The organism is Pseudomonas sp. BN415 (assembly GCF_029871195.1).
Lineage (GTDB): Bacteria > Pseudomonadota > Gammaproteobacteria > Pseudomonadales > Pseudomonadaceae > Metapseudomonas > Metapseudomonas resinovorans.
Window position 1 is genome coordinate 1 of the sequence record NZ_SSOK01000059.1, and the last position, 22210, is coordinate 22210.

At 64.6% G+C, this 22210-nt stretch carries 16 protein-coding genes; 6 read left to right on the forward strand and 10 right to left on the reverse strand.

Translation table 11 applies throughout. The features are described from left to right. The first annotated feature begins 357 nt into the window (after positions 1-357). Complete coding sequence (locus E8F20_RS17555; protein WP_280284865.1) at positions 358-1377, forward strand: DUF1338 domain-containing protein; 1020 nt, start codon at positions 358-360, stop codon at positions 1375-1377. A gap of 68 nt (positions 1378-1445) precedes the next feature. Here E8F20_RS17555 and azu read toward each other — a convergent pair whose 3' ends face one another. After that, positions 1446-1895, reverse strand: coding sequence for an azurin (gene azu / locus E8F20_RS17560; RefSeq protein WP_280284866.1), 450 nt, complete (start codon positions 1893-1895; stop codon positions 1446-1448). A 117-nt stretch (positions 1896-2012) separates the two neighbouring features. On the opposite strand from azu, the gene E8F20_RS17565 reads away from it, so the two are divergent. From E8F20_RS17565 to E8F20_RS17580, 4 genes are all read left to right on the forward strand, one after another. Beyond that, positions 2013-2636, forward strand: coding sequence for a LysE family transporter (locus E8F20_RS17565; protein ID WP_280284867.1), 624 nt, complete (start codon positions 2013-2015; stop codon positions 2634-2636). Positions 2637-2886: 250 nt separating this feature from the next. After that, on the forward strand, positions 2887-3474 hold the full coding sequence (locus E8F20_RS17570; protein WP_028630675.1) for a TIGR00730 family Rossman fold protein: 588 nt from the start codon (positions 2887-2889) through the stop codon (positions 3472-3474). A 57-nt stretch (positions 3475-3531) separates the two neighbouring features. Further along, positions 3532-3903: a DUF393 domain-containing protein gene (locus tag E8F20_RS17575; RefSeq protein WP_280284869.1), complete on the forward strand. Its 372-nt coding sequence runs from the start codon at positions 3532-3534 to the stop codon at positions 3901-3903. A gap of 5 nt (positions 3904-3908) precedes the next feature. Next, entirely contained in the window at positions 3909-4355 is a 447-nt protein-coding gene (locus E8F20_RS17580; RefSeq protein ID WP_280284870.1) for a GNAT family N-acetyltransferase, read from the forward strand. Positions 4356-4487: 132 nt separating this feature from the next. On the opposite strand, the gene E8F20_RS17585 is transcribed toward E8F20_RS17580, so the two are convergent. The 7 genes from E8F20_RS17585 to E8F20_RS17615 form a co-directional block, all read right to left on the reverse strand. Next, positions 4488-5339: a mechanosensitive ion channel family protein gene (locus E8F20_RS17585; protein ID WP_280284871.1), complete on the reverse strand. Its 852-nt coding sequence runs from the start codon at positions 5337-5339 to the stop codon at positions 4488-4490. A 185-nt stretch (positions 5340-5524) separates the two neighbouring features. Then, a complete protein-coding gene (locus E8F20_RS17590; protein ID WP_280284872.1) occupies positions 5525-6460 on the reverse strand; it encodes a transglutaminase family protein in 936 nt (311 codons plus the stop codon). Continuing rightward, positions 6460-8958, reverse strand: a complete 2499-nt coding sequence (locus E8F20_RS17595; RefSeq protein WP_280284873.1) for a circularly permuted type 2 ATP-grasp protein — start codon at positions 8956-8958, stop codon at positions 6460-6462. Before E8F20_RS17595 ends, E8F20_RS17590 begins: the two co-directional genes overlap by 1 nt. Positions 8959-9050: 92 nt before the next feature. Then, positions 9051-12338: a transglutaminase family protein gene (locus E8F20_RS17600; RefSeq protein ID WP_280284874.1), complete on the reverse strand. Its 3288-nt coding sequence runs from the start codon at positions 12336-12338 to the stop codon at positions 9051-9053. 265 nt (positions 12339-12603) lie between these two features. After that, on the reverse strand, positions 12604-13713 hold the full coding sequence (locus E8F20_RS17605; protein WP_280284875.1) for an SO2930 family diheme c-type cytochrome: 1110 nt from the start codon (positions 13711-13713) through the stop codon (positions 12604-12606). Then, the gene (locus tag E8F20_RS17610) at positions 13710-14945 is read right to left on the reverse strand and encodes a parallel beta-helix domain-containing protein (RefSeq protein ID WP_280284876.1); all 1236 of its coding nucleotides are present in this window, start codon (positions 14943-14945) and stop codon (positions 13710-13712) included. Before E8F20_RS17610 ends, E8F20_RS17605 begins: the two co-directional genes overlap by 4 nt. Positions 14946-15086: 141 nt before the next feature. Continuing rightward, positions 15087-17375: a YgiQ family radical SAM protein gene (locus E8F20_RS17615; RefSeq protein WP_280284877.1), complete on the reverse strand. Its 2289-nt coding sequence runs from the start codon at positions 17373-17375 to the stop codon at positions 15087-15089. A gap of 210 nt (positions 17376-17585) precedes the next feature. Between E8F20_RS17615 and E8F20_RS17620 the strand changes: the two genes are divergently transcribed. Continuing rightward, complete coding sequence (locus tag E8F20_RS17620) at positions 17586-19493, forward strand: diguanylate cyclase (RefSeq protein ID WP_280284878.1); 1908 nt, start codon at positions 17586-17588, stop codon at positions 19491-19493. A 71-nt stretch (positions 19494-19564) separates the two neighbouring features. On the opposite strand, the gene alr is transcribed toward E8F20_RS17620, so the two are convergent. Together alr and dnaB are read right to left on the reverse strand one after the other, a co-directional pair. Then, positions 19565-20641: an alanine racemase gene (gene alr / locus E8F20_RS17625; protein WP_280284879.1), complete on the reverse strand. Its 1077-nt coding sequence runs from the start codon at positions 20639-20641 to the stop codon at positions 19565-19567. Positions 20642-20712: 71 nt separating this feature from the next. After that, on the reverse strand, positions 20713-22107 hold the full coding sequence (gene dnaB / locus E8F20_RS17630) for a replicative DNA helicase (protein ID WP_028630663.1): 1395 nt from the start codon (positions 22105-22107) through the stop codon (positions 20713-20715). Positions 22108-22210: the final 103 nt, after the last annotated feature.

Below are 22210 nucleotides of genomic sequence, written 5' to 3' on the forward strand. Positions count from 1 at the left end.
CATGGATGGCCCCTCTCGCCGTGCCCCTGGAGCAAGGATGGAGGGAGGGTAGTTTGGCGGAGCCAAACCCGGATGCAGGGGCAAGCCCTTTGGTTCCTTTCGGCGCTTGAGAAAGGGACTCGTCCGGGGGNNNGAAACCAGAAGCATCCGCAGAACTCGGCAAGCAGCCTGGCTCAGGACGTTCTAGCAACACTTAACGCAGACATAGCCAATGAGTTCGCCCCTACATTAAAAGCGAGCCCACCCCACGACAGGTTCAAGAAAAAACGGAATGAACCCGCCGGAATTTTTCGTTTGCCCCGAAGCCCCGGTGCTGCTTGGATAAGGGCAGTTTTCCCTATGTCCGGAATGCCCCCAATGCCTGCCAACGAACGCCTGTTTGCCCTGGTCGCCAGCGTGATCGGCGAGCCCGCCGCCCGCTGGGTCGAAGCCCACGTGGAAATCCCCACGAGCCTGTCTGCCTTTCCATTCAGTGACGCCGCCGTGCACCGCGCCTGGCTGGCCGAGGCGCTGAACCTCTGCCTGTTCCACAAACTGGTGGAGGCAGTGCCCATTGGCCGTACCTATGTGGAGGAGCAACAGGCCAAGGGGCGCCAGGTGGTGTTCGACCATGGTGCCATTCGCACCGTCGACTGGCCGGACAACGGCGCCCTGCCCCGTGGCCGCCAGGCATTCGCCCGGTTGCTGGAGCCCCTGGGCTTCGCCAATGTGCGCACCTATCCGCTGACCAGCCTGAAGATGACCGGCTACGCCTACCGGCAGATGGATCTACCGGAGGAGATCGCCCAGTTCTTCGTCTCGGAACTGCATCCGGGCCGCTTCAGTGAAAGTTTCCAATTGGCGGTGAGTCGCGTGGTGGGCGACAGCCGTGACCCGCTCGACGCCGGCCACAAAACCATCCTCGATACCCTCTGGCGCCAGCGCCAGTGCAGCTTCGCCGAGGCCATGCACCTGCTGCCAGCGCTCTATCGAGCCTTCGACCGCCAGCACGGGGTCGTGCATGACCAGGACTATCACCTGCTGCGCGAGGAAAGCGTGGAAATGGCCTGGATCGCCACCGAGGGGAATATGTTCAACCACCTCACTGACCGCGTCGTCGACCTGCAGGTGGTGGTGGATGAACAGAACGCCAAGGGCCGACCGATGAAGGCCAGCATCGAAGTCTCGACCTCCGGCCGGGTGATGCAGACCGCCTACCGCGCGGTACAGGTGCAGCGGGATTTCATCGACAGCAGCGGCCGCGCCGTGCAACGTGAAGTGCCGGGCTCCTTCGTCGAGTTCATCCAGCGCAAGGTCGACCCGGAAACCACCCGCCTGGACCTGAACTTCGACAGCAGCAACGCTCAGGGCATTTTCAAGATGACCGCCGGTTCGTAGGGGCAAACTCCCTCCGCACAAATGAAAGGGCCGCTACACGGAGCGGCCTTTTCGCATTCACCTGGAGGTCAATCGACCAGGGCCAGGGTTCCCTTCATCATCGACACGTGGCCCGGGAAGGAGCAGAAAAACTCGTAGCCCTCACCGGCCGCCAACTTGGCCACGTCGAAGGTCACGCTGTCGCTCTCGCCGCCGCCGATCATCTTCGTATGGGCGATGATGCGCGCGTCGTCAGCCTTGAGGTAATCCTTGTCGAGGCCGACCGTGATGCCTTCGGAGGCGATCAACGTGGCATCGGCGGTCTTGCTCAACACCCAGTTGTGGCCCATCACGTTCCTGGGCAGCTTGCCGACGTGCTTGAGATTCACGGTAAAGGTCTTGCAGCTTTTGCTGACCTTGATTTCCTTGGTGTCGAAACTCATCTGGTCAGTGCCTTGCACATCCACGGCACATTCAGCGGCCAGCAAAGGCGCACTGGCCAGGGCCAGCACGGATGCGACGGCGAACTTGCGAATCATTGGTGTCTCCTTGACGTTCCGGGCAATATGCCCGGGCCGAAGACTGCCCCAGGGTAGCGCCTACCCCCATGACCTGAGGCAATGAACCTCCACTTCAGCCTTCAAGGGAACTGCTTCATGCTGTCCTTCTTCATTGCCGCCATGCTGCTTGGCTTCGTATTCAATGCCGCGCCCGGCGCAGTCTTCAGCGAGACCCTGCGGCGCGGCCTGCGGGACGGTTACAAGCCCGCACTGATGGTGCAGATCGGCTCCCTGGTGGGCGATGCCACTTGGGCCGCCCTGGGCCTTACCGGCCTCGCCCTGCTGCTGGACAGCGCCACGGTGCGCTACCCACTGACCATCGCCAGCGCCCTCTACCTGGGCTGGCTAGGCCTTCAATCCCTGCGTGACGCCCGTCGGCCCCCGCAGCCCTCGGCCGAGCAAGGGGGCGCCAGCGGCGGCGCCTTCGCCTCAGGCGCGGCGCTGTCGCTGACCAATCCGCAGAACATTGTTTACTGGGCCGCAATGGGCGGCGCCATGGCCGCGATCGGCGTAGCCGAGCCAACGCCGACCCACCTGGCGGTATTCTTCGCCGGCTTCATGCTGTCTTCGCTGCTCTGGTGCTTCATCTGCGCCGGTCTGGTGGACTGGTTCCGCCGGGCCGCATCCACCCTCTGGCATCGACTCACCTACCTGGCCTGCGGGCTCTGCCTGCTGGGGCTATCGGGGATGACAGCGGCGGAGTTGCTGAAGCTGGCCTGATCTATCACCTCAATCGAAGCAATCAACCGGCGGACCACTGGACGCCGCTCTAGCATGGCGCCATTCATCCAGAAGGAGAGACGCCATGATCTTCCTGCAAAGCCTGCTCGCCGCCTATGCCGCCGGGGCCTGCGGCGCTTCCGCCGATTAACCCTTCCCCCTACCGTTCGGAAGCTGACCCCTTACACAGCTTGGAGCACGAGGGCGAAGCCGGTACTCTTGCGCGCTTTTTTCGCACCAGGAGTCCCCCATGTCCTTGCGTTCCATCTGTGTGTTCTGCGGCGCCAGCCCCGGCGCCAAGCCGATCTACCGTGAAGCTGCCGCCCTCCTGGGACACACCCTGGCCGAACGCGGCATCACCCTGGTCTACGGCGGCGGCGCAGTCGGCCTGATGGGCACCGTGGCCGACGCAGCCCTGGCTGCTGGCGGCGAAGTCATCGGGGTGATTCCGCAGAGCCTGATGGACGCCGAGATCGGCCACAAAGGCCTGACCCGCCTGGAAGTGGTGGACGGCATGCACGCACGCAAGGCGCGTATGGCCGAACTCAGCGATGCGTTCATCGCCCTGCCCGGCGGCCTGGGCACCTTGGAAGAGCTGTTCGAGATCTGGACCTGGGGCCAACTGGGCTACCACAGCAAGCCCCTGGGCCTGCTGGAAGTGAACAGCTTCTACGACAAGCTCACCGACTTCCTCGACCACTTGGTGGAAGAACGCTTCGTGCGTGACCAGCATCGCGGCATGCTGCAGGTCGGCGGTCACCCTGAAACCCTGCTGGACCGCCTGGAAGCCTGGCGCCCCAGCAGCGCACCCAAGTGGGTCGACCGCAAGCCGCACTGACCGCGTGCTCGTCCCGGCCTTAGACTATCGGGACGAACCCATGAGCAGGAGCGCCCCATGGAAGACGACGAGCGGATCAAGGTCTACTACAACAGCGCCTGCCCGGTGTGCAAAGCCGGGATCGAAGGCCAGATGGGCAAGACCACCGCCTGCCAGGTGGAGTGGGCCGATATCCACCAGGACAACAGCGCGGTGGAGGAAATCGGCGAAAATCTCGAGTACGCCCGCGAACGCCTGCACCTGGTGGACGAACTGGGCGTCAAGCACATGGGGATGGACGCCTTCATCGTGCTCTGGCGCCACTCGCCGCGAGAACGCTGGAAGGCGTGGTTATTCTCCCTGCCGGTGATTCACGGCCTCGCGCAACTTGCCTACAAAGCCTTCGCCCGCCTGCTCTACCGCTGGAACAAGGCCAAGCATCACTGGTGACATGGATGACCCCTGCAATCGAAACCCTGGCGACCCTCTCTCCCACCGACCGCCAGCGCCTGGTGGAGGTCTGGGAAGGCGCAGTGCGCGCCACTCACCACTTCCTCTGCGAAGACGACATCCAATTCTTCAAGCCCCTGGTGCGGGATGCCTACCTGGATTCGGTGCGACTCGCCTGCCTGCGAGATGCCGATGGCTGCATCGCCGGTTTTGTCGGCACCAACGGGGAGAAGGTGGAGATGCTCTTCGTCGATCCGGCCCAACGCGGACAGGGAATCGGTCGCGCGCTGATGGAGCACGCAATGGCGCTTGGCGCGCGCAGCGTCGACGTGAACGAACAGAATCCCCAGGCGGTGGGTTTCTACCTGCGCCTGGGGTTCGTGCAGTACGACCGCTCGGAAGTGGATGGTTCGGGTAAGCCGTTCCCGATCCTGCATCTGCACAGGCCCTGACCTGCAGTGGCGTAAGGTGGATGTCGCTCTTTACATCCACCTGCTGGGTCAAGCCTTGCCCGGACGGTGGATCGGTGAAGCGTGATCCACCCTACCCAACTGTAGCCAAGCAGGCCGAAGGCCTGCCACAGGTCAAGCCTGCGGCTGCTGCATGATGATGGTCTGCGCCGGCATGGGCGCGGGGAAGTCGGCACCACCCAGCGAGTCCTTGATCACCCGGTTGGCATCGAAGTACACCTGCCAGTAGTGGTCGTTATGGCAATGAGGCCGCACCGCCAGCACCGGACCCACCAGGTTGAACTCGAGGATTTCCACATCCACCGGCGGATCGCCCAGCACGTTGGGGATCGCGGCAATACGCTGCTTGAGCAACGCCACGGCCGCCTGGTAGTCGGCGGCGCCGGAGAGCTGGGCCTTCAGCTCGACCCGGCGGAAGGTGTTGTGGCTGAAGTTCTGGATGTTGTCGCTGAAGATCTTGTTGTTGCCCACCAGGGTCATCACGTTGTCCGGGGTGTTGATGGTGGTGGCGAACAGGCCGATCTCCTTCACCGTGCCAACCACGCCGCCTGCGCTGATGAAGTCCCCCACCTTGAACGGCCGCAGGACGATGATGAAACCGCCCGCCGCCAGGTTGGCCAGCAGTCCCGACCAGGCCATACCGATGGCCAGGCCGACCGCCGCGATCAGTGCTGCCAGGCTGGTGGTCTGGATGCCGAAGAAGCCGAGGATACCCACCACCAGGAGGATGTTCAGGGTCACGGTGATGAACGAACCGACGTAGCGCAGCACCGTCGGGTCAACCTTTTGCCGCTCCAGAGAGCGCTGGACCAGGCCGACCGCAAAGCCGATGAGCCAGCGACCGACCACCCAGAAGGCGATCGCCGCGAGAATCTTGATGCCGAAGGTGGTGGCGTACTGCGTGACCGTGGTCATGAACGCGCTGACCTTCTCGGTACCTACATCAACGAGCGTTGTTTCATCCATGGCAAAGCACCTTGCAGGAGAGAAGTGGCCCCAAAAAAGCTAGCACGGCGCCGGCAAAGTGCTTGCCCACGCCGCAGTGGGCTTCACTCAGGATGGAGCGAGCGGCACTTCGCGGGCCTGTGAAACCCATTGATCGCGCCTGATGGGTATCGCTCCGCTCCACCCATCCTACGAAGGGCAAGGCGTCAGATCGCCAGCTCCCAGAGCGGCATGACAGTCACCCGCACTTCGGGATCATGGCTGCCGCCGCCGAGGATGACACCGCGCAGGGGCGAGACATCGGAGAAATCACGCCCCCAGGCCAGGGTGATGTGTTCCAGGTTGGGCAGGATGTTGTTGGTAGGGTCGAAGTCCACCCAGCCATTGCGTGGGCAATACACCGATACCCAGGCGTGGGAGGCATCAGCGCCGATCAGGCGCGGCTGGCCGGGGGGCGGCTGAGTCAGCAGGTAGCCGCTGACGTAGCGCGCCGCCAGCCCACGGGAACGCAGGCAGGCGAGCATCAGGTGGGCGAAATCCTGGCAGACGCCACGACGGCGCTCCAGCACTTCGGTCAGCGGCGTCGCCACCTGGGTCGCCTCGGCATCGAAGGCGAACTCGCTGAAAATCTTCTCCATCAGTGCCGCCGTGCCCTGCAGCAGCGGCCTGCCGGCGGGGAAGCAGCCCGCGGCGAACTCGGCGAACTGGCGCTTGATACGTACGTATGGCGACTCCACCCGATAACGGCAGGCGTCCAGCTCAGTGGGGGACAGCGCCCGGCCGGTGTATGCCAGGGTTGCCGGCACCTGCTCCCAGGGTGGCGAGGCGGCCAGGTCCGACGGGCCGTGGGGCAGCACCTCGACCTGCAGGCGGGTATTCACCTGCAACTCGTCGTGGGGACGCTCGAAAGCCAGGCGCGTCAGCGGGTTGCCGAACACATCCAGCAGGTCCTGGCGCAAGGTCGGCTCGGGGGTGACCAGCAACTGCTGGCCGCTGCACTGCTGCCATGGGCAGTCCCGCGGCCACAGGTGGACCAACTGCTGGGACAACGACACCGGCGCCGAATAGCGGTAGTGGGTGTCGTGGAACACCTGGTAGCGGGCACCCTGCACGGGGGCGATGGAGTGGGCTTGTGCACGCATCAGGTAGATACCGTTTGCTGGCTGACGTCGTCGACGTGGGCAAAATAGCGTAATCCGAGCCGATCGGAGACCAGTCCGACGTTCTGTGCGATTTCCCGCAGCAAGCCGGCCAGCCCGGCAAGTACCTCATCCAGGCTCTCGCTCCCGAACAACGGGTCTTCCAGAGTCGCCAGGTCGAAGGCCAGCAGGCGCCCGATCAAACCACTCAGCACCAGCTCCTGGGGCGCGCCGAATTCAAGGTGCAGGCGTCCCAGGGAGCGCTCCAGCGCCTGCAACTGAAAACGCAGGGCATGGGGGTTCTGCTCGTGCAGCAGGAGCAGGTCGAGCACCGGGATCAGTTGCGGTGAAGCCAGGTAACGCGAGCGGTAGGTGATGGTGCTGTTGCCCAGCTCCAGCAGCCACTCCAGGGCACCTTGATCCCAGGCGTCTCCACCTTCGAGGAAACCGGCGATGCTGTCGGCATAGAACTGCACCCGCTCGATGCGGCGGCCGATCATCAGGAAACGCCAGCCATCGTCACGGGTCATGTCATCCAGGGCAAAGCCGGACAGCGCGGCCAGGGACATCAGCAGGCGGTTGAGGAACTCCAGCGCCTCGCCCAGATCGGTGCGTTTCGGATCAAGCGCCTGGGCCTCGCGGTGCAGCTCCAGCACCGCGTGCCAGTTCTCCCGCGACAGCCGGCCACGGACCTGAGCCGCCGCCCAATGCAGGCGGCGCAGGTTGGCGCTGACGCTGCTCGGCCATTCGTCGTCCAGTAGCGCCGCCAGCAAGCGCTGTTCCAGGGGCGCCTCACCCGGGGGCAGCAGGCCAATGGCGCCAGCCAACTGCAAGGCCGATTGCAGCGCCCGTTCATCCCCGTCGGCATCCACATACCGCGACAGCACGACGCGCAATAGGCGCGCACCGTCATCGCAGCGTTCGCCATAGCGGCCGAACCAGTAGAGGTTCTCCACCACCCGCGACGGCAGATAGGGGTCCTGCCGGATCAGGTCGCGCACGCCGAGGGTGCGCGGACGTAACGGCTCACCTACGACCGGCAAGTCGGCCAGCACCCAGGTGTCCTTGCTGGCGCCACCGCGCTGCATGGAAACCACTTCGGCGTCCGCCGCCGAGGCCACCCGCGTCAGACCGCCGGGCATGACCCAATAGTGGCCATCGGCGCTGGCCACGGCGAACACGCGCATACCGATGGCCCGCGACTGTATTTCCCCCGTTTCCCCATTCCCCTGCCAGATCGGTGCCTGGGACAGCTGGGCCATGCGCTGGGCGACATAGGCATGGGGATGGGCCTGCAGGCGTTTGCGCAGGGCCAGCAGCGCACCGTCTTCCAGGGCGTGGCCGAACAGCGGCTCGAAGCTCTGGCTGGGGAACGCCGGTTTGATCACCAGTCCGGCCAGGCCCTCCAGCGATTTGCCCAGCACCTGCCCCTGGCCGCACCACCAGGTGCCCACGGTGGGCAACAGCAGGTTCTCGCCCAGCAAATACTGGCTGGCCTTCGGCAGGAAGCCCAGCAACCCCGGCGACTCCAGCACACCGCTGCCCAGCGCGTTGGCCACCAGCACCCGCCCCTTGCGCACCGCGTCCAGCAGGCCAGGCACGCCCAGGGCAGAGTCCGTGCGCAGCTCCAGCGGATCGCAGTAGTCGTCATCGAGGCGACGCAAAACGGCATGAACGCGCTTCAGGCCGCCAAGGGTCTTGAGGTAGAGGGTGGCGTCGCGCACCGTCAGGTCATGGCCCTCCACCAGCGGGAAGCCAAGCTGGCGCGCAAGGTAGAGGTGTTCGAAGTAGGTTTCGTTGAAGCGGCCGGGGGTCAGCAGAATCACCAGGGGCGTCTCGCCATCGCTGGGGGCCTGGCGGATCAGGGTTTCCTGCAGGGTCCGGAAGTAGCCGGCCAGGTACTGCACGCGCAGGTCGCGGTACAGCTCCGGCAACGCGCGGGAGACGATCTGCCGGTTCTCCAGGGCATAGCCAGCACCGGACGGGGCCTGGGTGCGGTCGGCCAGTACATGCCAGCGACCGTCCGCATCGCGGGCCAGGTCCACCGCATAGCTGTGCAGGAAAATGCCTCCCGGCGGCTGCACGCCCTGGCAGGGCCAGAGGAAGTTGGGATGACCGTAAACCAGTTCGCTGGGCAACAGCCCTTCGGCCAACAGGCGTTGCTCGCCATAGAAGTCGGCCAGCACCGCATTGAGCAGACGCGCGCGCTGTGCCACGCCCGCTGCGATAGGCTGCCACTCTTCAGCCGAGAGCAGGTTGGGCAGCAGGTCCAGCTCCCAGGGGCGGTCGGTGCCCTTGGGATCGGCGTAGACGTTGTAGGTGACGCCATTTTCCTGGATCTGCCGCGCCAGCAACTCCTGACGCTGCTGCATCTGCGCCGGACTGCTGCGCTCGAGCTGCTGGAACAGGCGCTGCCAGTGCGGGCGCACCTGGCCCTCGGCATCCAGCAGTTCGTGGTAGGCCGTGGCGGTCAGGGGATAGTTGGCTAGCAGATCGGACATCAAAGTGCTCGGCAGATGGGCAGCAGGGAAACTTTAGCGGACAGCGCGACGCCCGGCCGCCATGCCGGCGGCCGGGGCGCCACGCGCACCGCTTAGCGGCGACGCAGGTCCAGGGTCATGGGCAGTTCGTCGTCGGCTCGTGGTGGAGTGACCTGCAGTTTGCCCGGTGTGTGCCCATGGCGGAAGAAGCGCGCCAGTCGCCGGCTTTCCGCCTCGTAGGCGTTCACCGGGAAGCTGTCGTAGCTGCGCCCGCCTGGATGAGCGACGTGGTACTGGCAGCCACCCAGGGAGCGCTGCATCCAGGTGTCCACCAGGTCGAACACCAGGGGCGCGTGAACGCCGATAGTGGGTTGCAGACAGGAAGCCGGTTGCCAGGCGCGGTAGCGCACACCGGCGACGAACTCGCCGCCCCGCCCGGTGGGCCGCAACGGTACCGGCTCGCCATTGCAGGTGAGCACATAACGGTCCGGAGCCATGCCGGTGACCTTCACCTGCACCCGCTCCAGCGAGGAATCCACATAGCGCACGGCACCGCCGCTCGCGCCCTCTTCGCCCAGTACATGCCAGGGTTCCAGGGCCTGGCGCAGCTCCAGGTCGATGCCCTTGACCTGGAAATCGCCGTACTTGGGAAAGCGGAACTCGAAGTGCGGTGCGAACCATTCAGCGCGCAGGGGATAGCCCGCGGCGTTGAACTCGTGGACCACGTCCTCCAGGTCCTGCTGGACGAAGTGCGGCAGCAGGAAGCGATCGTGCAACTCAGTCCCCCAGCGCACCAGTTTCGGTGGCGCATAGGGTTCGTCCCAGAAGCGCGCCACCATTCCCCGCAGCAGCAGTTGCTGGGCCAGGCTCATGCGTGCATGGGGCGGCATCTCGAAGGCGCGCAGCTCCAGCAGGCCGAGACGACCGCTGCTGCTATCCGGCGAGTAAAGCTTGTCGATGCAGAACTCGGCGCGGTGCGTATTGCCGGTGACATCCACCAGCAGGTTGCGCAGCAACCGGTCCACCAGCCAGGGCGGGCAGTCGGTGCCGGGTTCGGGCATCTGCCTGAAGGCGATTTCCAGCTCGTAGAGCGCATCGTTGCGCGCCTCGTCCACCCGTGGCGCCTGGGATGTGGGGCCGATGAACAGGCCGGAGAACAGGTAGGACAGCGACGGATGGTTGTGCCAGTAGCTGATCAGGCTGCGCAGCAGGTCCGGTCGGCGCAGGAAGGGCGAATCCGCCGGGGTGGCGCCCCCCAGGACGAAGTGGTTGCCGCCGCCGGTCCCGACGTGACGGCCGTCGACCATGAACTTCTCGCTGGACAGCCGGCATTGCCGCGCCGCCTCGTAGAGGAATTCGGTGCGTTCCACCAGTTCGTCCCAATTGGCCGAGGGATGGATGTTCACTTCGATCACACCGGGGTCGGGGGTAACACGGAAGTTGGTCAGGCGCGGGTCGCCGGGCGGCTCGTAGCCCTCCAACAGCACCGGGCAGCCCAGTTCGCCGGCCGTGGCTTCAATGGCCGCCACCAGCTCCAGATAGGCCTCCAGCTCGCCCAGGGGTGGCATGAACAGGTAGAGCCGCCCTTCGCGGGGTTCGGCACAGAGGGCGGTGCGCGTGATGCCGACTGCAGACTGGTGACGGACCGGCTCGCGGAAATCACCCTGAACACCCGGCGCGCCATCACGCAGTTGCTCCCGGATCAGCGCGGAACGGCGCAGCGGCGGGAAGGCCTGGCTGGGATCGGCCGGGTTCACGTAGGGGTAATCGACCTCGTTGACCCAAGGCTGGGAATCCAGCGGCAGGCGGTAGCCCAGGGGTGAGTCGCCGGGGATCAACCGGCAATGCTCATCGCGCAGGTACCAGCGGCCGCTTTCCCAGGCGTCCCCGGCCGCGTTGCGTCCCAGCGGCAGCACCTGGCCAACCTCCTCGCCGAGGCCGCGCTCGAACACCCTCCGCAGGCGCTCGCGCTCCAGCGGGTCGGCCAGGCGGGCATCTTCCGGCGTGACGTTGCTGGGCAGCGTGCGCTCGCGCCAAAGGTAGTAGAGCCAGTCCTCGAAGGCCGGAAACTGATGCTCGCCCGATACGCCGAGGCGGTTGGCCACGCGACTGAGGAAGCGCGCCGCAAGGCGGGTGTCGGCACCGTAGCTGCGGCTTTCGTCGGCATACAGGGCCGGGTCCCGCCAGATGGGCTCCCCGTCCTTGCGCCAGAAGCAGTTCAACGACCAACGTGGTAGCTGCTCGCCGGGGTACCACTTGCCCTGACCGAAGTGCACCAGGCCCTGGGCCGCATAGTGGCCGCGCAGGCGGTGGAACAGGTCGGCGGCCAGCCGGCGTTTGTTCGGCCCCAGGGCAGCGGTGTTCCATTCCGGGTCGTCGGGGTAGTCGATGGCGATGAAGGTGGGTTCGCCGCCCATGGTCAGGCGAACGTCGCCCGCCGCGAGGTCGGCATCGATACGCGCCCCCAGTTCGCGAATGGCCTGCCACTGTTCGTCGCTGTAGGGCTTGGTCACCCGCGACGCTTCCCAGACCCGCTCGACGCGCATGTCGTGGGAGAACTCGCACTCGCTTTCATCCACCGCGCCGCTGATGGGCGCCGCCGAGGACGGCTCCGGGCTGCAGGCGAGCGGAATGTGCCCCTCCCCGGCGAACAGGCCGGAGGTCGGGTCCAGGCCAACCCAACCAGCGCCCGGCAGGTAGACCTCGCACCAGGCGTGCAGATCGGTGAAGTCCACCTCGGTGCCACTGGGGCCATCGAGGGACTTCTGGTCGGCGGTGAGCTGAATCAGGTAACCGGAGACAAAGCGCGCCGCCAGGCCAAGATGCCGCAGGATCTGCACCAGCAGCCAGGCCGAATCGCGGCAGGAACCGGACGCATTCTTCAAGCTCTCTTCCGGGCTCTGCACTCCGGGTTCCATCCGGATCAGGTAGCGGATATCCCGCGACAACTGCTGGTTGATCGCTACCAGAAAATCCACGCTGCCCTTGGGTGTGAGGTCGATGCGCGTGAGGTAGTCGGCGAACAATGGCGTGGCTGGCAGGCGGCTCAGGTAGGGCGCGAGTTCGCGCTGGTCATCGGTGGTGTAGCTGAAGGGGATCTGCTCGGCATAGGGCTCGAGGAAGAAGTCGAAGGGGTTGAACACGGCCATTTCGGCAACCAGGTCCACTTCCACCGTCAACTCGCGGGTCTTTTCCGGAAACACCAGACGCGCCAGGTAGTTGCCCTGGGGGTCTTGCTGCCAGTTGATGAAGTGCTTGCCCGGCGCCACCTTCAGCGAATAGCCAAGGATGCGCGTGCGGCTGTGGGGTGCCGGCCGCAGACGGATGATCTGCGGACCGAGGTTGACCTCACGATCGTAGCGATAGTGGGTGACGTGATGCAGTGCGACATGGATCGACACGGCGTGCCTCCTGCGAGCCTGGGCGATGCTGGGAGTCGCGCAAGACTTGTGCCAGCCCCCAAACCGTGAATTTCGGCCCCTCCGAGCACCGGAAAAGGGCCGCCTGTGCACCCGAATGCACCGGCCGCACAAAAATGGTTCGCGGCCGGAAGACGGGTGAGGTTCAAGCCTAGCGGCCGAAGATGAAGGAGAAGGGAATTCGCGAAAGGCTGGTTAGGCTGATTGGGTATAAGCAGCTACCGAGCGCGACGACATCTGTAGGGGCTCAACACCCTCCCGGCAACCCGGCGATCCACCGCGTCAACAGCTCCAGCCCTTCGCGGTGGGCGGTCGAGCGGCCGAGCTCGGGCATCATCACGCTGGGGTCAGTGCTCTCGACTCGATAGATCAGCACCGAGGCGTCTGGCTGGCCGGGGTGGATGTCCACCAGACGATTCCCGGAACCCTTTCCCGCCGCCACCGGCTGCTTGCACAGGCCGTAGGGAATGCCCAGTGGAGTGGCCGGGTCCAGGTAGAGCCCCGAAGTGCGCGCCGGCCCCTTGGGGTTGTGGCAGTGAGCGCAGTTGATGTCGAGGTAGCTGCGCGCTTGCTGCTCCAGGCTTTCCCCCGGGCGCGGCGTACTGGCCTGCGCATTGCGCGGGATGCTCTCGTGCGCCGGCAGCCCCTGCAGCAGCCCCCGGCGCTGCCAGCGTTGCAGCTGGTTTTCCAGACCCTCCGGATACGCCAGGTCACGGTTCAGGTGACGTGCCTTGGGGCCCAGGGGCTGAACGCCTTCGCCGTGGCGCTCTTCGTGGCAGCCGGCACACTGGTTGGCGTCGGGCACCTGGTAGTCCACCGCCAGCGTGCGCCCATGCTCGTCGTGCAGTTTCAGTGCTGAGCTGGCGCCTGCCCACTCCAGGGTCGCGTCCTGCTGTGCGTCGTCCCACACATAGGGCAACGCCACCCAACCCTGCCGCTGCCGCAGCAGCACGCGGGTTTCCATCAGTTTCACCTTCGCCAGCGCCAGCCCCTGGTTCGGGTCGCGCTCATCAAGTGAGGCCTTCAACAGGTGGCCCTGGCCATCCTTCGGGTAGTAGAAGGTCTTGGTGAGCACGGTGCCGACCGGGAAATCGAAGCGCTCCGCGCCATAGCGGGCAGCCCGGCCCGGCGGCAGCCAGACGGTGCGCAACTTGTGGGTGTAGTCGCTGAACAACGGCGTATTGAGGTCATAGGCCAGGGCCTCGGCGGCCAGCTGCAGATGGCCGTTGGCGCGCTGCACCATCCCCCAGCCACTGAGCTTTTCCGGGTAGGCCTCACCTTCAGGCAGGTAGAGCGGATCAGGTTGCTGGTCGCAGCCGACCAGCAGCACCAGCATCAGGCCGAGCGCGCGCCTCATGAGCCTTTGTTCTCCCCCGCGCTGGCCAGCACCACTTCAGGCAGCGGCGGCAACGTGCAGCGGTGGGCGCTCATGTCAGTGCTGATGTTCTTGAAATTATTCGGGCCGTCGACATTGACCAGGGTGGCCGCACCGTTGTCGACGCAAATGCCCAGTTCCGTTGGCAGCTTGCCGCTCACCAGTTTCACGGGGTTCACGTAGCCGTCCCAGAGAATGTCCGGCAAGCGACCATTGAGGCCGAACTTGGCGAGTTTGAGGGCTTTCAGTTCGAGGTGGTCGGGGCTGTCGCCAGCAGGGCCGAAGCGATTGCCATGGATGGCGATGCGCTCTGGGTAGGGGTCGAAGTCCTCACTGGTGGAGAGGTCGCTGTAGCCGGTGCTGAAGTAGCTGCTGACGATGACATTGGCGGTGCGGTGATGGCCGATGTCGTTGTCGAAGATTTCCACATCGTCGTTGGAGTTGATCACCACGCCGGAACCGGCCGGCACGCTGGCCACCGGAGTGCCCTTGTGGCCGAAGTTGTCGTGGTTGTTGCCCTCGACCCGGTTGCGGTAGATGCGGGTGCCGTGCCCGGGCTGCTGCAGGTTGGGCATGTTGAACACCAGGATACCGCCGGTGTTGCCGGTGGCGACGTTGCCGTAGACGTCGGCGCCGATGGTGTTCTCGATCTCAATGCCGGCGACGTTGCGCTCGGCACGGCTGTTGCGCACAACCACGTTACGCGATTGGCCGACGTAGATGCCGGCATCGGACGCGCCGATGGCCACTGCGCCTTCGATCAGGGTGTTCTCGGTCTGCACCGGGTAGATGCCATAGGCGCCGTTCTCGGTGGCCGGGCCGTTGGTCCATTCGGTGCGCACGTTGCGGATAACGATGTTCTTGCCACCCACCACCTTGAGGGCGTCGCCCTTGCTGTCTTCCAGGGCGAGGTCTTCGATGGTGAAGTCCGAGGCGTCTACCAGCAATCCTTCGGCGCCGGCCTTCTGGCCCTTGAAATTGAGGATGGTCTTGTCCATGCCGGCGCCCTTGAGGGTCACGCCGCTCACTTTGAGGCTGAGGCCGCGGTCCAGTTGCCAGGTACCGGCGGGGATCACGATGACGGTGCCGGGCTTGGCCTTGATCAGGCGGGCCTGGAGGTCTTTCTGGAAATCGGCATGGGCGACGGGGTCTTCGCCCTGCTCACCGCAACCGGCAATCAGGAGCGCAAGGGCCAGGAGGGAAATCGAACGCATGGGCAGGCACCGGACTCTTCTTATTAATATTGGCACTATAGTGCCAATCAGCCTTCTGATAAGAAGTTTCCGATCAACTGGTAAGAAAAGTCAGTGCTACGCGCACATACAGAAACGCCAGCCCGAAGGCTGGCGTTCTGATCAGCGAGGCGCTACTGGCCGCTTGGCCGGCTTTTTCTTGCCACCGCCCTTCTCGGATGCGGCAGCCTTGTTCTCCGCCTGCTTGCGGGCGAAGGCCGCGGCCTTGGCCTGCTCGCGCTTGTCCCAGGGCTTGCTGCCGTCGCTGGCGCGGGGCGGCAGGCCAGTGTGCTGGGTAAGCACCTTGCCGACCTTCTTGCTGCCGGCCGGGGTGGAGTTCTTGCGACGGGCGCTGTGGTACTCGTCGGTAGCGGGCTGGTAGGCCGGAATCAGCTGGTGCTTGCCGTTGCCGATCAGGTCACCACGGCCCATGCGTTCCAGCGCTTCGCGCAGCATCGGCCAGCCCTTCGGGTCGTGGTAGCGCAGGAAGGCCTTGTGCAGGCGGCGCTGCTCCTCGCTCTTGACGATTTTCACCCCTTCGCTCTTGTAGGTGACCTTGCGCAACGGGTTCTTGCCCGAGTGGTACATCGCGGTGGCGCTGGCCATGGGCGACGGGTAGAACGCCTGCACCTGGTCGGCGCGGAAGCCGTTGCGCTTGAGCCAGAGGGCGAGGTTCATCATGTCCTCGTCCGTGGTGCCGGGGTGTGCGGCGATGAAGTAGGGGATCAGGTACTGCTCCTTGCCCGCTTCCTTCGAGTATTTCTCGAACATCTGCTTGAAGCGGTCATAGGAGCCAATGCCGGGCTTCATCATCTTGCCCAGCGGACCTTCCTCGGTGTGTTCCGGGGCGATCTTCAGGTAGCCGCCGACGTGGTGGGTCACCAGTTCCTTGACGTACTCGGGGGACTCCACGGCCAGATCGTAGCGCAGGCCGGAGGCGATCAGGATCTTCTTCACGCCAGGCAGCGCGCGGGCCGAGCGATACAGCTGGATCAGCGCCGAGTGGTCGGTGTTGAGGTTCTCGCAGATACCCGGCCAGACGCACGACGGCTTGCGGCAGTGCTTCTCGATCTCCGGGCTCTTGCACGCGATCCGGTACATGTTGGCGGTGGGGCCGCCCAGGTCGGAAATGACGCCGGTGAAGCCGGGCACCTTGTCACGGATTTCCTCGATCTCGCGGATGATCGACTCTTCCGAGCGGTTCTGGATGATGCGGCCTTCGTGCTCGGTGATGGAGCAGAAGGTACAGCCGCCGAAGCAGCCGCGCATGATGTTCACCGAGAAGCGGATCATCTCGTAGGCCGGGATCTTCTCCTTGCCGTACGCGGGGTGCGGGACGCGCGCATAGGGCATGCCGAAGACGTAGTCCATTTCTTCGGTGCTCATCGGGATCGGCGGCGCGTTGAACCAGACGTCCACCTCACCGTGGCGCTGCACCAGGGCGCGCGCGTTGCCGGGGTTGGTCTCCAGGTGCAGCACACGGTTGGCGTGGGCGTAGAGCACCGGATCGTTGCGCACTTTCTCGAAGGACGGCAGGCGGATGACGGTCTTGTCGCGGGTCAGACGCGGGCTGGGCAGCAGCTGCACCACCTTGGCTTCCTGCGGGTCGTCTACCGGGCCTTTTTCCTGCTCGATGGCGCAGGCAGCGGTGTCCTGGGTGTTGACGTAGGGGTTGATGATCTTGTCGATCTTGCCCGGTCGGTCGATGCGGGTGGAATCGATCTCGAACCAGTCCGCGGGGGTGTCACGACGGATGAACGCAGTGCCACGCACGTCGGTGATGTCTTCGATCTTCTGGCCGCAGGACAGGCGCTGGGCAATCTCCACCACAGCACGCTCGGCGTTGCCGTAAAGCAGGATGTCAGCCGTGGCGTCCATCAGGATGGAGCGGCGCACCTTGTCCTGCCAGTAGTCGTAGTGGGCGATGCGGCGCAGGGAGGCCTCGATGCCGCCAAGGATCACCGGCACGTGGGTATAGGCTTCCTTGCAGCGCTGGCTGTACACCAGGCTGGCGCGGTCCGGGCGTTTGCCGGCGAGGCCGCCAGGGGTGTAGGCGTCGTCGGACCGAATCTTCTTGTCCGCGGTGTAGCGGTTGATCATGGAGTCCATGTTGCCCGCTGCCACGCCGAAGAACAGATTCGGCTCACCGAGCTTCATGAAGTCGTCTTTCGAGCGCCAGTCCGGCTGGGCGATGATGCCCACGCGAAAGCCCTGGGCTTCCAGCAGGCGACCAATGATGGCCATGCCGAAAGACGGGTGGTCGACGTAGGCGTCGCCGGTCACGATGATGATGTCGCAGGAGTCCCAGCCGAGCTGATCCATCTCTTCCCGGCTCATCGGCAGGAAGGGCGCGGGACCGAAACACTCGGCCCAGTACTTCGGATAGTCGAACAGCGGCTTCGCAGCTTGCATATTTTTTGACCAGCGGGCTTTTTCACGGGGCGCGGAATATAGCACAAAAATTGAGCAAATCCGACGCTGCCGCTAGGTTTCCTCAAGGCCTGAATGCAACTCTGTAGGAAATGGCGTACACAGTGATCACAAATTCTCCAGATCGCTATACTTCGGCCGACACAGATACCGCCAAGCCGCAGTGGAAAAAACTTACAAGGAGCATGTGCGGTGCCACGTCCGATCCTGACCCTCCTTCTGCTCCTTTGCTGGCTGGGCCTGACATTGCCAGCCCAGGCGGCCTTCGAACTCACGCCGCAGAGCAGCGGTGCGACGCTCAACGGGGCGATTGACCTGCTGGAAGACCCGGATGGCACGCTGGACATCCAGGACATGGCCGCCCCCGAGGTGCAGCAGCGCTTCACCCCGGCCAATGGTCGCGCGACCGTCGGCCAGAGCCGCAGTGTCTGGTGGGTAAGGGTACAACTCAGCCGCAGCAACGACGCGCCGCAGCAATGGTGGCTGGAGAATTCAGGCATCACGGTGTATCGGGTCAGCCTGTTCCTGCCGGATGGCCAAGGCGGCTGGAGTCGCAAGGAGACCAGTGAGGTCCTGCCCTTCGCTGAAACCCGCGACTATTCCTACAGGCGGATGCTGTTCAAGCTGCCGGAAATCGGCGCCCAGCCCCTGACCCTGTACTTGCGTAGCTACGACCCGGCGGGCAACTCCTTCCCGCTGAAAGTCTGGCAACTGGATGATCTGAAGGAGCTGAAGTCCACCGAAAACCTGGGTTTCGGCCTGGTTTACGGGGTGATCCTGGCGCTCCTCCTGTACAACCTATTCATCCTCGCAGCGCTGCGCGACACCGCCTACCTCTGGTACGTGCTGGCCACCGCGTCGGCGCTGATTTTCATCCTCAGCATGACCGGGCACGGCTTCCAGTATTTTTGGTCGGATGCGCCGGTACCCGTCTGGCTGGACCGCATCACCCTCCCCTCGCTCTGGGGCATCTTCGTGATGCGTTTCACCCAGGAACTGCTCTACACACGCCGGGGCCTGCGTTGGGCCGATCGCCTGTTCAACGTGGCCTGCGTGCTCTACGCCATCGCCATCGTGATCAACGTCTTCGGTTACCGGGCCGAGGGCGCGATACTGATCGCCATCACCCCCATCGTCACCGTACCCACCGCCCTGATCAGTGCCGTGATCCGTTGGCGCCAGGGCTTCATTCCGGCGCGCTTGTACCTGATCGGCTACGGCACCGTGCTGATCAGTACCGCAATACTGGTGATGCGTGCCGCCGGGTTGATCGAACCGATCAACTTCACCGCCTACATGTTCCCCGTTGCCGTCGCCGCGGAGTCGATCCTGTTCTCCTTCGCCCTGGCCTACCGTATCCAGATGCTCAAGCAGGAGCGCGCGGCCGCCCTCGAGCAGGCCGACCGTGAGAAGGCCGCCCGCCTGGCGCAGATGCAGGCCAGCGCCGACGAACTACAGACTGCAGTCACCACGCGTACCGCCGAGTTGGCCGCTGCCAACCAGCGCCTCAGCGAGCGCGAGCGGGCGCTGGAGCACGCCGCCTTCCATGACTCCCTGACCGAACTGCCGAACCGCCGCTATCTGATCGAGCGCACTGAGTCGGCCCTGGCCAACGCCAAGCGCCACGAAGAGCCGCTGGCACTGATGCTGATCGACCTCGACCACTTCAAGCCGATCAACGACCGTTTCGGCCACGACGCTGGCGACGAAATGCTGCGAACCATCGGTCGACGCCTGCGCGAACAGGTGCGCGGCGGCGATGCGGTAGCGCGTCTGGGCGGTGACGAGTTCGCCGTGCTGATCGGTGGGCCGGACGCCGAAGCCGAGGCTGTCGATGTGGCCCATCGTCTGCTGGAGGAACTGGCGGCCCCCATGTGCTACGGCGCAGAGAAGCTGTCAGTGAGCATCAGCATCGGCGTCGCCCTCTACCCGCAGCATGCCCGGCATTTCTCCGGGCTCTACCAGACCGCCGACCAGGCCCTGTACAAGGTCAAGGCCCGCGGCCGCTCGGGTTTGGCGGTGTTTGGCGAAGATGGCGAACTGTCCAGCGAAGCCAGCCTGCAACTGGATGTGCTGAAGATTCGCAGCGGGTTGCTGTAGGGACCACGTCACCACCCATTCGCTCCCACCGCTCGAACCACCCGAGCGGTAAGGCGTTCACGCAGGACGAATCAAGCCAAATAGCGGCGTGGCACGCGCGCGGTGACCTTGGTCAACAGCTCGTAACCGATGGTGCCGCAGGCCTGGGCCAGTTCATCCACCGGCAACTGAGCGCCCCAAAGCTCCACCGGATCACCGACGCGGGCCTCTGGCATGTCGCTGAGATCCACCGCCAGCATGTCCATGGATACACGCCCTGCCAGGGGTACACGACGACCATTGACCACGACCGGAGTGCCATTGGGTGCATGACGCGGATAGCCATCGGCATAACCGCAGCTGACGGTGCCAATCCGCGACGGCTGAGCCGCTTCCCAGGTAGCGCCATAACCGACCGTTTCCCCTGCTGCGATTTCGCGTACGGCGATCAGTTGAGCGCTGAGGCTCATGGCGGGTTTCAGGCCTAGGTCGGCAGCGCTGAGATCGGCAAACGGCGAGGCGCCGTAAAGCATGATGCCGGGACGCAGCCAGTCCATATGCGCGGCAGGGAGGGTCAGGATCGCCGCCGAGTTAGCCAGACTGCGCTGGTCGAAGTTCAGGCTCAGCAGGTCGAGGAAGCTGTCCAGCTGCACCTCGTTGAGGCTGTGGCCACGCAGGTCAGCGCAGGCGAAGTGGCTGATCAGGTTGAGTTCGGCCACCTGGGTAGCGCCACGCAAGTGGCCATGCCAGCGGCGCAGCTCGTCTGCGGCGAAGCCAAGGCGGTGCATGCCGGAATCAAGCTTGAGCCAGACGTTCAGCGGCCGCGCCAGCTCGGACGCGAGTAGCGCTTCAGCCTGCTCCAGCCCTTGCACGACCAGGTCCAGTCCGAGCTGGGAGGCCAGTTGGTACTCGGCCGGCTCGAAGCAGCCTTCCAGCAGGAGGATTCGTGCTTCGTCGTCCAGGGCGCGGACTTCGGCAGCCTCTTCCAGGCACGCCACGGCAAATCCATCAGCCTCACCGTAAAGACTGCTGACGACCTCGCGCACGCCATGGCCGTAGGCATTCGCCTTGACCACCGCGAAGGCCTGCCGGCCAGGTGCGCAGCGCTTGGCCAGGGCGTAGTTGTGGCGAATGGCGGAAAGGTCGACGGCGGCGATCAGCGGGCGCATGGAGACAGGCTCATGAACGAAAACGGGCGCCCATCATACCGCCTGGACGCCCGCGCTCATTGATCCACGACTTATTCGTCTTCGAAGTTGTAGGCACCAGGTGCCAGGTTCTCGAAGCGCGAGTACTTGCCGAGGAAGGCCAGCCGCGCGGTACCCAATGGGCCGTTACGCTGCTTGCCGATGATGATCTCGGCGACGCCCTTGAACTCGGTCTCGGGGTGATAAACCTCGTCGCGGTACACGAACAGGATGATGTCTGCGTCCTGCTCGATCGCACCGGATTCACGCAGGTCGGAGTTGATCGGGCGTTTATTCGGGCGCTGTTCGAGTCCCCGGTTCAACTGAGACAAGGCGATCACCGGGCAGTTGAACTCCTTGGCCAGGGCCTTGAGCGAGCGCGAGATCTCGGAGATCTCGTTCACCCGGCTGTCGCCGCTGGAACCGGGAATCTGCATGAGCTGCAGGTAGTCGACCATGATCAGGCCGATCTCGCCGTGCTCGCGCGCCAGGCGGCGGGTCCGGGCGCGCATCTCGGAGGGCGAGATGCCGGCGGTGTCGTCGATGAACAACTTGCGGTCATTGAGCAGGTTGACCGCGGAAGTCAGGCGCGGCCAATCGTCGTCGTCCAGGCGGCCAGCGCGAACCTTGGTCTGGTCGATGCGGCCAAGGGACGCGAGCATACGAATCACGATGGATTCGGAGGGCATTTCCAGGGAATACACCAGGATCGCCTTGTCGCTGCGCATCAGGGCGTTTTCCACCAAGTTCATGGCGAAGGTGGTCTTACCCATGGACGGACGGCCGGCGACGATGATCATGTCGGCCGGCTGCAGGCCGCTGGTCAGGTTGTCCAGGTCGTTGAAGCCGGTGGACAGGCCGGTGATGGCATCGCCGTTGTTGAACAACTCGTCGATGCGGTCGATGGCCTTGACCAGGATGTCGTTGATGCCCACCGGGCCGCCGGTCTTCGGGCGTGCTTCGGCGATCTGGAAGATCAGTCGCTCGGCTTCGTCGAGGATCTCTTCGCCGGTACGTCCCTGAGGGGCATAGGCGCTATCGGCGATCTCGGTGCTGATGCCGATCAATTGGCGCAGTGTGGCGCGCTCGCGAATGATCTGGGCGTAGGCCTTGATGTTGGCTACGGACGGCGTGTTCTTGGCCAGTTCGCCAAGATAGGCCAGGCCGCCGACCTGGGGGAGTTGGCCTTCCTTGTCCAGTTGCTCGGACAGGGTCACCACGTCGAACGGCATGTTGCGCTCGGCCAACTTGAAGATGGCGCGGAAGATCAGCCGATGATCGTGGCGGTAGAAGTCGCCATCGGACACCTGGTCGAGCACGCGCTCCCAGGCATTGTTGTCCAGCATCAGGCCCCCGAGGACGGCCTGCTCGGCCTCGATGGAGTGCGGCGGCACTTTCAGGGCGGAAGTTTGCAGGTCGAACTGTTCCGGGACGGAGATATCGTTCATGGGCTCGGAAAATCTTGGGGTAGAAAGACATCGGGCACGTCATCGCTTTCGCAATGACGTGCCCGATGTTAGCGGCCCTGCACCTGAGTGCAAGTCCACTTCG

What these genes read in the sequence shown, in the direction of transcription:
- E8F20_RS17565 (WP_280284867.1), top strand. Translation starts at nt 2,013, where the DNA reads ATGCTGTCCTTCTTCATTGCCGCCATGCTGCTTGGCTTCGTATTCAAT.
- dnaB (WP_028630663.1), bottom strand. Translation starts at nt 22,107, where the DNA reads ATGAACGATATCTCCGTCCCGGAACAGTTCGACCTGCAAACTTCCGCC.
- E8F20_RS17585 (WP_280284871.1), bottom strand. Translation starts at nt 5,339, where the DNA reads ATGGATGAAACAACGCTCGTTGATGTAGGTACCGAGAAGGTCAGCGCG.
- E8F20_RS17595 (WP_280284873.1), bottom strand. Translation starts at nt 8,958, where the DNA reads ATGTCCGATCTGCTAGCCAACTATCCCCTGACCGCCACGGCCTACCAC.
- E8F20_RS17615 (WP_280284877.1), bottom strand. Translation starts at nt 17,375, where the DNA reads ATGCAAGCTGCGAAGCCGCTGTTCGACTATCCGAAGTACTGGGCCGAG.
- E8F20_RS17570 (WP_028630675.1), top strand. Translation starts at nt 2,887, where the DNA reads ATGTCCTTGCGTTCCATCTGTGTGTTCTGCGGCGCCAGCCCCGGCGCC.
- E8F20_RS17580 (WP_280284870.1), top strand. Translation starts at nt 3,909, where the DNA reads ATGACCCCTGCAATCGAAACCCTGGCGACCCTCTCTCCCACCGACCGC.
- E8F20_RS17555 (WP_280284865.1), top strand. Translation starts at nt 358, where the DNA reads ATGCCTGCCAACGAACGCCTGTTTGCCCTGGTCGCCAGCGTGATCGGC.
- alr (WP_280284879.1), bottom strand. Translation starts at nt 20,641, where the DNA reads ATGCGCCCGCTGATCGCCGCCGTCGACCTTTCCGCCATTCGCCACAAC.
- E8F20_RS17575 (WP_280284869.1), top strand. Translation starts at nt 3,532, where the DNA reads ATGGAAGACGACGAGCGGATCAAGGTCTACTACAACAGCGCCTGCCCG.
- E8F20_RS17590 (WP_280284872.1), bottom strand. Translation starts at nt 6,460, where the DNA reads ATGCGTGCACAAGCCCACTCCATCGCCCCCGTGCAGGGTGCCCGCTAC.
- E8F20_RS17610 (WP_280284876.1), bottom strand. Translation starts at nt 14,945, where the DNA reads ATGCGTTCGATTTCCCTCCTGGCCCTTGCGCTCCTGATTGCCGGTTGC.
- azu (WP_280284866.1), bottom strand. Translation starts at nt 1,895, where the DNA reads ATGATTCGCAAGTTCGCCGTCGCATCCGTGCTGGCCCTGGCCAGTGCG.
- E8F20_RS17605 (WP_280284875.1), bottom strand. Translation starts at nt 13,713, where the DNA reads ATGAGGCGCGCGCTCGGCCTGATGCTGGTGCTGCTGGTCGGCTGCGAC.